Consider the following 12,548-nt stretch of genomic DNA (forward strand, 5'->3'; position numbering starts at 1 on the left):
GATCGAAGAAAATCACAAAGTATGAGAACGGTCGCCGACGGCGAACGCATCAAGGGTACCCGGAATGCCACGCGAAAACGCGATCACCTTGAACAACTCGCCCATCTCGGCTTCGGAAAGCAGCTTCTGCACCGCATTCGCCGCCGGCAAAAAGCGCTTCACATCGGCCGGATCGAGATCGCTCAACACATCGGTGATGCCGGCATTCATCAGAAAGCGCGCCTGAGACGTAAAGCCGAGCAAATCGGCGCCCGTTTCCACGCCCGCTTCCGCGATCCCCGTAAATTCGACGTGCGCCGTGATGTCCTGCAATCCCGGATACAAAAACGGGTCGGCATGCGCGCGATGCCGGTAGTGACACATCAGCGTCCCCGTTGCGCGCTGCGCATGATAGAACTCACGTCGCGGAAAACCATAGTCGATGAAAAACGCCGCACCGCGCGTCAGCATCGTGCACACCGTCTTCGTGAAAGCGAGTGCCGCCTCGTGCGTTTCGGTGACGTATTCCGCGAACGGCTCGTCATTGGCTTCGTCGATGGCGGCATCGATCACTTCGACCTGCGCATCTAGCGCGATCGGCCGGTCGTCGAAGGCAAAGCGGTCGTTGAGCGCCACGACGCCGCGCTCGTGCCACGCGCCGAGCTTGCGCACGACGAGGCGCACCGGCATCGCGTCGAGCACCTCGTTGCCGATCACGACGCCTTCGAAGGCATCGGGCAGCGCGTCGAGCCATTTCACCTTCGCGGCGAGCGCCGGCGCGTGCTTTTCGATGGTCTCGCGCTGGCGCGCACGCAATTCGCCGGAAAGATCGACGATCGCATAGCTGTCGAAAACGACGTCGAGATCGGCGAGCGCGGTCAAAAGGGCCGCCGCCAGCTTGCCGGTGCCCGCGCCGAATTCCATCAGTTGCCGCGTGCCGCTTTGCTGCAAGGCCTGCGCGACAGGGCGCGCGAGCGTTTTCGCGAAAAGCGGGGACAGTTCGGGCGCGGTGACGAAATCGCTGCCGTCTTCGGCGCGGCGGCCGAATTTCATCGCTCCGCCGCTGTAGTAGCCGAGGCCGGGCGCGTAGAGCGCGAGGTCCATGTAGCGGTCGAACGGCAGCCAGCCGCCCGCCGCGGCGATGCGCCCGCGAATCAGGTCTGTCAGCGCTTCCGACTGCGCAAGGGCGTCGGCGCCGGGAACAGGTAAACTATCGGTTTGTCTGGCATTCGAATTCATCCCAGTATTGTAAATGAGCGTCTCCAAGCCGTTTTCTTCCGCTAACTCGCCGTCTTCCGCTTCCGTTTCGCACCGCCGCGCCGTGCTGGTGACGGGCGCGGCGAAGCGCATCGGGCGCGGCGTCGTGCTGGAATTCGCGCGGCAGGGCTGGGATGTGGCCGTGCACTACGGCGCGTCGGAACACGAGGCGCACGCCACCGTCGCGGATATCGAGTCGCTCGGGCGGCGCGCGATTGCGCTGAAGGCGGATCTCGCCGTCGAAGCGGAAGTCGCTCGGCTCGTGCCGGCGTGCGTCGAGGCGTTCGGCGGGCTGAACTGCGTCGTGAACTGCGCGTCGCGCTTCGACGAAGACACGGCCAGCGATTTCGGTTACGCGAAGCTGCTGGAAATGACCGCCGTCAACGTCGCCGCGCCGCTCACGCTCGCGCGCATGCTGCACGAAATCACGCCCGAGGCCGCCGCCGAAGACGACGCATTGCGCGGCGTCGTCATCAACGTGCTGGATCAGAAGCTGTACAACATGAATCCGGATTACCTGTCGTACACGCTGACCAAAGCCGCGCTCGAAAACGCCACCGTCGCGCTCGCGCAGGCGCTCGGGCCGAAGCTGCGCGTGGCCGGGCTCGCGCCGGGTTTGACGCTGATATCCACGGGACAGACGCCCGCGTCGTTCGAGTCGGCGCATCGCGTGACGCCGCTCAACCGCGCATCGACGGTCGATGACGTCGCGCAGGCCGCGTGCTATCTCGCGAACGCGCACGGCGTGACGGGCACGACGCTCGTCGTCGATGGCGGCCAGCATCTCGTGCCGAGCCCGCGCGACGTGATGTACATGATCGGCGCGCAAAAGCCATGAAACGCGCTTACTGAACACGGAAACCAACATGCTTGCCGCTCTTTCGCATCCCCGGCTGACCGATTGCCGGCGGCTTTTTCTGCGCAACTACGAAGTGCGCATCAACATCGGCGTGCATGACTTCGAAAAGCGCGGCGAGCAACGCGTCGTGATCAATGTCGAGCTGTTCGTGCCGCTCGCGCTGTCGACGCCCGTCGAGGACAAGTTGTCCGAAGTCGTCGATTACGACTTCATGCGCTCGACCATCGCCGCGCGCGTGAAGCAGGGCCACATCCATTTGCAGGAAACGCTGTGCGACGACGTCGCCGCCGCGCTGCTTGCGCATCCGAACGTGCGCGCGGTGGCCGTATCGACGGAAAAGCCCGATGTTTATCCCGACTGCGACGCGGTGGGCGTCGAAGTCTTTCGCATCAAAGAGGAACGAGCATGAACGCGCGTGACGCAGTGGAAGCCGTAGCGGACGAAAAGCCCGCGCGCGAGGCATTGACCCGCCGCCAGCAGAAGGAAGCGTACGAGAACAACAAGCTGTTCAAGCGCATCGCGCGGCAGGTCGGCGAGGCGATCGGCGACTTCAACATGATCGAGCAAGGCGACAAGGTCATGGTGTGCCTGTCGGGCGGCAAAGACAGTTACGCGATGCTCGAGATCCTGATGCGCCTGCGCGAGCGCGCGCCGATCGATTTCGATATCGTCGCCGTGAATCTCGATCAGAAACAGCCTGGCTTTCCGGAACACGTGCTGCCCGATTATCTGAGCAAGCTCGATATTCCGTTTCACATCGAAAATCAGGACACGTACAGCATCGTCAAGCGGCTCGTGCCCGAAGGCAAGACCACGTGTTCGCTGTGCTCGCGCCTGCGCCGCGGCATTCTCTATCGCGTGGCGGGCGAACTCGGCGCGACCAAGATCGCGCTCGGGCATCATCGCGACGACATTCTGCAAACGCTTTTGCTCAACATGTTCTACGGCGGCAAGCTGAAGGGCATGCCGCCCAAGCTGCAGTCCGACGACGGCAAAAATGTAGTAATTCGTCCGCTCGCCTACGTAAAAGAGACGGATCTGGAAAAGTACGCCGAACTGCGCGAATTCCCGATCATTCCGTGCAACCTGTGCGGCAGCCAGCCGAACCTGAAGCGCGCCGAGATGAAAGCGTTGATCCGCGAATGGGACAAGCGTTTTCCCGGACGCATCGAGAACATGTTCAACGCGCTGTCGAACGTGGTGCCGTCGCATTTGATGGACAGCAAGCTGTTTCCGTTCGCCGGCCTGCGCGCGACGGGCGAAGCGGACCCGCAGGGCGATATCGCCTTCGACGAGGAACCGTGTGCAAGCGAACCGTCAGGTTCGGCCGGCACGGTTTCAATTGTGCAGTTCGACGATCTGTGACCTTTATTCACTAAGGCGCAGCGTGGTTTACGCCGCACTGCGTCACGGAGCCGTTTGTTATATTGGCGGCTCGTCATACCAGCAAGGCTTCCTGCGATGAACATCGTGATTCTGGCTGCCGGCATGGGCAAGCGCATGCGCTCCGCTCTGCCGAAAGTGCTTCATCCACTGGCGGGCAAGCCGCTGCTCGCGCACGTCCTCGATACGGCGCGCTCGCTGTCGCCGACGCGGCTCGTCGTCGTCGTCGGGCACGGTGCGGACAAGGTGCGCGAGGCGGTCGGCGCGCCCGACGTGCAGTTCGCGCTGCAGGACCGGCAGCTCGGCACGGGACACGCCGTGCAGCAGGCGCTGCCGCTTCTGGATCCTTCGGTTCCGACGCTCGTGCTCTACGGCGACGTGCCGCTCACGCGCGCGAGCTCGCTCAAGCGCCTGATCGATGCCGCGGGCCCGGAGCGTTACGGCGTGCTGACGGTCACGGTCGGCGATCCGACGGGCTACGGGCGCATCGTGCGCGACGCCGCCGGCAAGGTGAAGAAGATCGTCGAGCAGAAGGATGCGAGCGAAGAAGAGCGCCGCATCGCGGAAATCAACACCGGCATCGTCATCACGCCGACGCGCACGCTCGAAACGTGGCTCGCGTCGCTGAAGAACGATAACGCCCAGGGCGAGTTCTATCTGACCGACGTGGTCGAGCGCGCCATCGATTCGGGCGTGGAAGTCGTGACCGCGCAGCCGGACGCCGAATGGGAAACGCTCGGCGTGAACAGCAAGATTCAGCTCGCGGAACTGGAGCGTATTCATCAACGCAACGTGGCGAATGCGCTGCTCGACGCGGGCGTCACGCTGATGGACCCGGCGCGCATCGACGTGCGCGGCACGCTCGAATGCGGCGCGGACGTCTCGATCGACGTGAATTGCGTGTTCGAAGGACGCGTGACGCTCGCCGACAACGTGACGATCGGCCCGAACTGCGTGATCCGCGACGCCACGATCGGCGCGGGCACGCGTATCGACGCCTACACGCATATCGAAGGCGCATCGGCGGGCGCGAATGTCGTGCTCGGGCCGTACGCGCGGCTGCGCCCCGGCACGAAGCTTTCGGACGAAGCGCATGTCGGCAACTTCGTCGAAGTGAAGAACGCGGTGCTCGGACACGGCTCGAAGGCGAACCATCTCACGTATATCGGCGACTCGGATATCGGCGCGCGCGTGAACGTGGGCGCCGGCACGATCACCTGCAACTACGACGGCGCGAACAAGCATCGCACGGTCATCGGCGACGACGTGTTCATCGGCTCGGATACGCAGCTCGTGGCGCCGGTGCGCGTCGGGCGCGGCGTGACGATCGCGGCGGGCACGACGGTATGGAAGGATGTCGAGGAAGACGAATTGGTGCTCAACGAAAAGACCCAGGTGAGCAAGACGGGCTACAAGCGCCCGGTGAAGAAGAAGTCGTAAGGCTGTCGGATAGATTCAGCCCAACGCGCGCGGCGCTCAGTGCCGCGCTTTCGAAAGCAAGTTTCAAAGGATAAACGCCATGTGCGGAATTGTCGGCGCGGTAGCGCAACGTAACATCGTCTCGGTGCTGGTCGAAGGTCTGCGCCGCCTCGAGTATCGCGGCTACGACTCGTGCGGCGTGGCCGTTCTGAGCAACGGCGAGCCGCGCCGCGCGCGCAGCGTCGCGCGCGTGTCCGATCTCGACGCGCAAGTGCGCGATTCGAACCTCGGCGGCATGACCGGCATCGCGCATACGCGCTGGGCGACGCACGGCGCGCCCGTCACGGACAACGCGCACCCGATCTTCTCGCGCGACACGGTGGCGCTCGTGCATAACGGCATCATCGAGAACTACGAGTCATTGCGCGCGATGCTGAAGGACAAAGGCTATGAGTTCGTGTCGCAGACGGACACGGAAGTCATCGCGCATCTGATTCACAGCATGTATCGCGGCGACCTGTTCCAGACCGTGCGCGAGGCGGTGAAGCAGTTGCACGGCGCCTATGCGATCGCGGTGATGCACCGGAACCAGCCGCATACGGTGGTGGGCGCGCGTCAGGGTTCGCCGCTCGTCGTCGGTGTGGGCGAGGGCGAGAACTTCCTCGCGTCCGATGCGCTCGCGCTCGCGGGCAGCACCGACCGCTTCGCGTTCCTCGAAGAGGGCGATGTGGTCGAGATCGCGCTGGACGGCGTGAAGATCGTCGATCGCGAAGGCCTGCCCGCCGAGCGCGAAGTGCGCGTGGTGACGGCATACGGCGGCGCGGTCGAACTCGGGCCGTATCGTCACTTCATGCAGAAGGAAATTTTCGAGCAGCCGCGCGCGATCACCGACACGATCCCGCAGGCCGATCAATTCGATCCGAGCCTTTTTGGCGACAACGCGCGCGACGCGTTCGCGAACATCGACAGCATCCTGATCCTCGCGTGCGGCACGAGCTATTACTCGGGTCTGACGGCGAAATACTGGCTCGAATCGATCGCGAAGATTCCGACGCAGGTCGAGATCGCGAGCGAGTATCGCTATCGCGAGTCGGTGCCGAATCCGAAGGCGCTCGTCGTCACGATCTCGCAGTCGGGCGAAACCGCCGACACGCTCGCCGCGCTGAAGCACGCGCAATCGCTCGGCCACAAGCACACGCTCGCCGTGTGCAACGTCGCGACGAGCGCGATGGTGCGCCAGACCGAGTTCGCGTTTCTCACGCACGCGGGCACGGAGATCGGCGTGGCATCTACGAAGGCGTTCACGACGCAGCTCGTCGGCCTGTTTGTGCTCGCGGTGACGCTCGCGAAGATGCGCGGTCATGTGAATGCCAAGCAGGAAGCCGCGTACTTCACGCAGTTGCGGCACTTGCCGGCGGCGCTGAACAGCGTGCTCGCGCTGGAGCCGCAGATCATCGCGTGGTCGGAGGAGTTCGCGCGCAAGGAAAACGCGCTGTTCCTCGGCCGCGGGCTGCATTATCCGATCGCGCTGGAAGGCGCGTTGAAGCTGAAGGAAATCTCGTACATCCACGCCGAAGCGTATCCGGCGGGCGAACTGAAGCACGGGCCGCTCGCGCTCGTGACCGAAGCGATGCCGGTCGTGACCGTCGCGCCGAACGACACGCTGCTCGAAAAGCTGAAGTCGAACATGCAGGAAGTGCGCGCGCGGGGCGGCGAGCTGTATGTGTTCGCCGATGCGGATACGCGCATCGTCAGCGAGGACGGCATTCATGTGATCCGCATGCCGGAGCACTATGGTGCGCTGTCGCCGATCCTGCACGTGGTGCCGCTGCAATTGCTCGCGTATCACACGGCGTGCGCGCGTGGGACGGACGTGGATAAGCCGCGGAATCTGGCGAAGTCGGTGACGGTGGAGTGAGGGATCGCGGGGGATTGCTGGTCTTTTAGAAAAGCGCCTCTTCGGAGGTAATGCCGTTCAGTTAAGCGACTGGACGGCATTTTATTTTGGTGCGGGAAGTAGTTGTAAACGTTGCGCCGAGCTGTTAACTTTTCGACGCGATGCTTGCCAACCACCTCACCTTCGTAATCGAAGCTCAGGAGCCGACCGATCTGCGACGGTTGGCTGAGCATCTGCCCTACGAGTGGATCAAACGTGCGGTCCAGGCAACTGGCACGGCGAGCATCCGGCGCCGTCGGCTGCCGGCTGAGCAGGTGGTGTGGCTGGTGATTGCGCTGGCGATGTACCGGCACTGGTCAATCAGCGAAGTACTCGACAGTCTCGATCTGGCCTTGCCCGACGAGGCCGCGCCATTTGTCAGCAAGAGCGCCGTGGCGCAGGCACGCCAACGGGTTGGCGAGGCGCCGATGGCATGGCTGTTCGAGCAGACGGCACGGGCGTGGACGACTCAGGACGCGGCCCACCATGCGTTCAAGGGATTAAGTCTTTGGGCGATGGACGGCACCACGTTGCGCGTACCCGACAGTGCGGCCAACCGTGAGCACTTTGGCGCGCAAGGTTATGCCAGTGGCAAGGTAGCCAGTTATCCGCAGGTACGCGCCGTGACGCTCACGGCGATTCCGACGCATCTGGTCGCCGATATCAATTTCGGTCGCTACGACACTAACGAAATGATGTACGCCAAAAGCCTGCTGCCGCAGATTCCGCCAGACTCGCTGACGGTGTTCGACAAGGGCTTTCTGGCTGCAGAAATCCTGTGTGGTCTGACGATGAACGCCTCCAATCGTCACTTCCTGATTCCGGCCAAAGCGAATACCTGCTGGGAAGTGGTCTCGGGTACCGCTGACGATGCGACCGTGCGCATGCGCGTCTCGCCGCAGGCACGCAAGAAGTGTCCGGCTTTGCCCGAATTCTGGAATGCGCGGGCGATCCGAACGATCGACGCGCGTGGACGCGAACGCGTGCTGTTGACTTCGCTCGGGGATCGCCGACGCTTCAAACCCGCCGATATCGTTGCCTGCTACGAGCGCCGCTGGCAGATCGAGACCAGTTACGGGGAGCTCAAGCAATCGATGCTGGGTTCGGAGTTGACTTTGCGCAGCCGCACCGTCGAAGGCGTGTATCAGGAGATATGGGGGGCGTTGATCGCCTACAACCTGATTCGCCGTGAGATCGCCAGCGCCGCATGGGAGGCCAAACTCGCACCGACCGACATCAGCTTCGTGCGCGCCCTCCATACCATCCAGCATGAACTCATGTGGGCCGCCCTCACACCGGCCTATGCAAAGTTGCCTGCATGCCTTCGGCGCCTGCGCGAGCGGCTCAAGTCTCTTCCGAATAAAAAACGACCCGGGCGCATATGCGACCGGGTCGTCAAATCCCGCCCTTCACGTTACTCCGTCCGGTACCTTAGAAAAGACATTAACTGAACGGCATTACCTCTTCGGAGGCGCTTTTTGTTTGAGCCGTCTGTGGCGTAGCGGCCGATTTAACCGGCATGGATTTGCATATTGAGGCTCAAATCTAGACTCAATCGGAATGAATTTGCCGGTTAATCGCGCAGCCTCCGCCGGCATCCTGGCTTCCGAAACTTCACCGCCGACTTCCCCATCGCCCGCTCAACACTCGACAACATAACAAAAGCCGTGCTCGCCAATCAATCGCGAATGACCTGACGCCTGTGGACAACCTTGTTGGCACCTCTCTGCGTTAACTGTTGGCGCTTTCTGAACAACTCAACGTTTCCCTCAGCGACGCCAAAGTTGTCCCAGACTCAATTCGAAACGGGTCGCGCCATACCGGACTTGTTCGATCGGTAAACCTCTGACGTAAAACGCGCATCGCCGGTTATCCACTGATTTGCGGCAAGCTTGTTAACTACTACCACGTATACATACGAACTCTTTTGTTTACTCAAGCAACGTGGGTGCAGTGTTCAAGATTCAGGCAGCGCCATGCACCTGCCTCAATCGTTCACGGCTGTTGCTCAGATGCATGCGCATCGCGGCGCGCGCGTCGTCGGGATCTTGCCGCACGATCGCCTGATAGATCGCTTTGTGCTCCGCGAGCACGTTGCGCAACCGCCCGATCTGATCCAGTTCCGCAATCTCCGCCTTGCCGAGCCGCGTCCGCGGACTGACGCCACGTCCCATCTGGCTCAGCACGTCGTAGAAATATCGGTTGCCGCTCGCCCGCGCAATCTGCAAATGAAATTCGACGTCATGCTGAAGCACGTCGGTGCTGCCGCTCTCCACTTGCTGCTCGAAGCGTTCCAGCGCCGCCGCGATCTGCTTGAGATGCGCGTCCGTGCGCCGTCCGGCAGCCAGCGCAGCAGCCGCGCCTTCCAGGTCGATGCGAAACTCGATGATCGCCATGATGTCGAGCAGACTCGACAAATCGGCATCCGGCAGACGCATCGCCTCGCGATCCTCCGGCGCGCGAATGAAGGTGCCCACGCCGTGCCGCGTCTCGACCACGTTCGCCGCCTGCAGCCGCGACACGGCCTCGCGCACGACCGAACGGCTCACCGACAACTGCTTCATCAGCGCGACTTCGGTCGGAATCTTGTCGCCGGGACGCAAAACGCCGCGTTCGATATCCTCGAACAGGGTGGCGACGACTTTATCGGTGAGGCTGGCCATCTCGATCTCTTCTGATTGTGGTTATGTTGTCGGACGTCTTCGCATCGCCTACGATCGAAGGCGACTGCGGATGTCCGACAACGCATCTTCCTGTCGGCGGCCACTTTCGTCAATTCGCCCATTCCCGGCGCATGAAGCAAGTCAAGAAATAAGACATCGTATAAGTACGACGACATCAATAGAGAGCGAAGTAGCTGAAAATAAAGAAAGTACGGGTATACTCCGCTGTCGTATACGCCTAAATTCGAAGTACTCTGTGTTAAGACGTCCGATGACATGAACCACCGGACGTACCGCTTTCACTCAGATCGCCGTCGTCACAGGGAGGCTTCATGCCGTCATCGTCACCGTATCAACCGCTGCCCAATTCTTTCCGAACGTCGCTGCGCGAGCGCAAGAGGCTGATCGGCTGCTGGATGTCGCTGGCGAGCCCGATCGTGACCGAGCTCGTGGGCGTGGTCGGCTTCGACTGGATGCTGCTCGACGCCGAGCACGCGCCCAACGACGCGCTCACGCTCATCCCGCAACTGATGGCGCTGAAAGACAGCCCGAGCGCGCCCGTCGTGCGCCCGCAGTCGAACGATCCCATCGCGATCAAAAAACTGCTCGACTCCGGCTTCGTGAATTTCCTGATTCCGTTCGTCGACAGCGCCGCCGACGCCGAGCGCGCAGTCGCCGCAACGCGCTATCCTCCTCAGGGTATTCGCGGCGTATCGGTCGGGCATCGCGGGAACCGCTACGGCACGGTGGCGGACTACTTCAAGGTGGCGAACGACAATATCAGCGTCGCGGTGCAGATCGAAAGCCGCGCGGCGGTCGAAGCCATCGACGAGATCATCGCGGTCGAAGGCGTGGATGCGCTGTTCGTCGGCCCGTCGGATCTCGCCGCCGGGTACGGCCATCTCGGTAACGCGAATCACCCGGAGGTGCAGGCCGCCATCGCGCATGTGTTCGAGCGCGCGCACGCAGCGGGCAAGGCAAGCGGCATTCTCGCGCCGGTTCAGGACGACGCGGAGCGCTATCTCGCGCTCGGCAGCACGATGGTCGCGGTGTGCGCCGATCTCGGCATGCTGAGAAACGCCGCGCAGGCCGTGAAGAAACATTTCATCCCGGCATGAGCGCCACGCTCACCGGGCCGACATCGAAAATCGACATCAAGGAGCGATACATGCAAAAGGCAGGCTTTATCGGACTGGGCATCATGGGCAATCCCATGGCGGCCAATCTTCTCAAGAACGGCATCCAGCTCGCGGCGTTCACGCGCAGCGGCGTGTCCGCCGAGCTCACGGGCGCGGGCGCCACGGCGTGCGATTCGCCCGCCGCCGTCGCCGAAAAGGCCGACGTGATCTTCATCATGGTGCCGGACACACCGGACGTCGAGCGCGTGCTGTTCGGCGAGAACGGCGTCGCGAGCAAGCTGAAGAGCGGGCAGATCGTCGTCGACATGAGCTCTATTTCGCCGATCGCCACGCGCGAGTTCGCGGCCAAGGTGCGCGAGAAGGGCGCGGATTATCTCGACGCGCCGGTGTCCGGCGGCGAAGTCGGCGCGAAAGCCGCATCGCTCACGATCATGGTCGGCGGCGCGCAAGCCACGTTCGACAAGGTCAAGCCGCTCTTCGACATGATGGGCAAGAACATCTCGCTGATCGGCGAAGTCGGCGCGGGACAGGTCTGCAAGGTCGCGAATCAGGTGATCGTCGCGGCGACCATCGAAGCGGTCGGCGAGGCGCTGCTGCTCGCGTCGAAGGCCGGCGTCGATGCGGAAAAAGTCCGCACCGCGCTGATGGGCGGCTTCGCCTCGTCGCGCATTCTCGAAGTGCACGGCGAGCGCATGACCAAGCGCACGTTCAATCCGGGCTTTCGCATCGAGCTGCATCAGAAGGATTTGAATCTGGCGCTCGCGACGGCGCAATCGCTCGGCGTCGCGCTGCCGAACACCGCGACCTGCATGCAGTTGTTCAATGCGTGCGCGGCGAATGGCGGCAAGGCGTGGGATCACTCGGGCATGGTGCGCGCGCTCGAAATCATGGCGAACCACGAGATCGGGCAGGAGAAGAAGTAAGCGCGGCCGGCGCCATGCCGGCAGCGTCGTATCAACCCGTCTGCGGCGCAGGCTTCGCGATCCGCGCGAAATGCTCGATCGCGAAGCGCCGCACGTTCTCTACCGCCGGGTCCGTCTGCTCCACGCTCCACGCGAGATCGATGTCCGCGTGCGCGTCCTGCGTCCATAGCGGCCGGAACACGACTTCCTCGAAGCACAATTCCCGCGCCGACGCCGGCACGATCGCCACGCCGATGCCCGCGCGCACCAGCGCGACGATCGTGTGCGTCTGGTCGATGCTCTGGACGTAATCCGCCTGCACGCCGCTTGCCGCGAGCAGGCCGGCGATGCGGTCGTGAAAGTACTTGCCGCCGTCGTGCGAATACATGACGAAGGGCTGGCCGTCGAGATCCTTCGCGGCAATGGCCCGGCGCTTCGCAAGCGGATGCGCCGACGGAACCGCCAACTGCAGCGGCTCGCGCGCGATGCGCTGAAACTCGATGCCATGCATGAAGAACTGCGCCCGCATGATGCCGAGGTCGATCTCGCGCGACTCCAGCGCTTTCATCTGCTGAAGCGACACCATCTCCTTCAACACGATTCTGATGCCCGGCAAGGCGTCGCGCGCGGCCGCAATGAAGCCCGGCACGAGGTGATAGCCCGACACGGCGGTAAATCCCATCGTCACCTGGCCGGCGTCGCCGCGCGCGACGCGCCGCGCCGAATCCGCCGCCTGCGCCGAGAGCCGCAGAATGCGCACGGCGTCCGCGTAGTAAGCGCGGCCCGCGGCGGTCAGCTTCACGCTGCGGCTGTTGCGCTCGAAGAGCACGGCGTCGAGCGCCTGTTCGAGCAACTGGATCTGCCGCGACAGCGGCGGCTGCGTCATGAAAAGCCGCGCGGCGGCGCGCCCGAAGTGCAATTCCTCCGCCACGGCCACAAAACAGCGCAGATGATTCAGCTCGATGATCATGTCAATTTAGGTATTGATCGATGCGGAATATAGCTTAGACC

11 protein-coding genes are annotated in these 12,548 nt (G+C 63.0%); 8 read left to right on the top strand and 3 right to left on the bottom strand.

The genetic code is table 11. The features are described 5' to 3' along the window. Window positions 1-12 precede the first annotated feature (12 nt). A complete protein-coding gene (locus LY284_RS13910) occupies window positions 13-1,218 on the bottom strand; it encodes a class I SAM-dependent methyltransferase (RefSeq protein ID WP_014192586.1) in 1,206 nt (401 codons plus the stop codon). A 13-nt stretch (window positions 1,219-1,231) separates the two neighbouring features. Between LY284_RS13910 and LY284_RS13915 the strand changes: the two genes are divergently transcribed. From LY284_RS13915 to LY284_RS13940, 6 genes are all read left to right on the top strand, one after another. Further along, a complete protein-coding gene (locus tag LY284_RS13915) occupies window positions 1,232-2,074 on the top strand; it encodes an SDR family oxidoreductase (RefSeq protein WP_014192585.1) in 843 nt (280 codons plus the stop codon). A gap of 28 nt (window positions 2,075-2,102) precedes the next feature. Further along, window positions 2,103-2,504, top strand: a complete 402-nt coding sequence (locus LY284_RS13920; RefSeq protein WP_014192584.1) for a dihydroneopterin aldolase — start codon at window positions 2,103-2,105, stop codon at window positions 2,502-2,504. Further along, the gene (ttcA, locus tag LY284_RS13925; protein WP_041730803.1) at window positions 2,501-3,460 is read left to right on the top strand and encodes a tRNA 2-thiocytidine(32) synthetase TtcA; all 960 of its coding nucleotides are present in this window, start codon (window positions 2,501-2,503) and stop codon (window positions 3,458-3,460) included. The genes LY284_RS13920 and ttcA overlap by 4 nt, the downstream gene beginning before the upstream one ends. 96 nt (window positions 3,461-3,556) lie before the next feature. Further along, window positions 3,557-4,918 (top strand): bifunctional UDP-N-acetylglucosamine diphosphorylase/glucosamine-1-phosphate N-acetyltransferase GlmU, encoded by a 1,362-nt coding sequence (gene glmU, locus LY284_RS13930; protein WP_014192582.1) that lies wholly within the window; start codon window positions 3,557-3,559, stop codon window positions 4,916-4,918. Window positions 4,919-4,997: 79 nt separating this feature from the next. Next, on the top strand, window positions 4,998-6,815 hold the full coding sequence (gene glmS / locus LY284_RS13935) for a glutamine--fructose-6-phosphate transaminase (isomerizing) (RefSeq protein ID WP_014192581.1): 1,818 nt from the start codon (window positions 4,998-5,000) through the stop codon (window positions 6,813-6,815). A 140-nt stretch (window positions 6,816-6,955) separates the two neighbouring features. Continuing rightward, a complete protein-coding gene (locus LY284_RS13940; RefSeq protein ID WP_233386802.1) occupies window positions 6,956-8,284 on the top strand; it encodes an IS4 family transposase in 1,329 nt (442 codons plus the stop codon). Between the two features lie 513 nt (window positions 8,285-8,797). Here the strand turns inward: LY284_RS13940 and LY284_RS13945 are convergent. Next, window positions 8,798-9,496: a FadR/GntR family transcriptional regulator gene (locus tag LY284_RS13945; protein WP_014192539.1), complete on the bottom strand. Its 699-nt coding sequence runs from the start codon at window positions 9,494-9,496 to the stop codon at window positions 8,798-8,800. A gap of 332 nt (window positions 9,497-9,828) precedes the next feature. On the opposite strand from LY284_RS13945, the gene garL reads away from it, so the two are divergent. Further along, entirely contained in the window at window positions 9,829-10,614 is a 786-nt protein-coding gene (gene garL, locus LY284_RS13950) for a 2-dehydro-3-deoxyglucarate aldolase (RefSeq protein ID WP_014192538.1), read from the top strand. Then, window positions 10,611-11,558, top strand: a complete 948-nt coding sequence (locus tag LY284_RS13955; protein ID WP_144403915.1) for a 2-hydroxy-3-oxopropionate reductase — start codon at window positions 10,611-10,613, stop codon at window positions 11,556-11,558. The genes garL and LY284_RS13955 overlap by 4 nt, the downstream gene beginning before the upstream one ends. A gap of 31 nt (window positions 11,559-11,589) precedes the next feature. Here LY284_RS13955 and LY284_RS13960 read toward each other — a convergent pair whose 3' ends face one another. Then, entirely contained in the window at window positions 11,590-12,507 is a 918-nt protein-coding gene (locus LY284_RS13960) for a LysR family transcriptional regulator (RefSeq protein ID WP_014192536.1), read from the bottom strand. Window positions 12,508-12,548 lie beyond the last annotated feature (41 nt).

Source organism: Caballeronia sp. PC1, assembly GCF_021353155.1.
Classification (GTDB): Bacteria; Pseudomonadota; Gammaproteobacteria; order Burkholderiales; family Burkholderiaceae; genus Caballeronia; species Caballeronia cordobensis.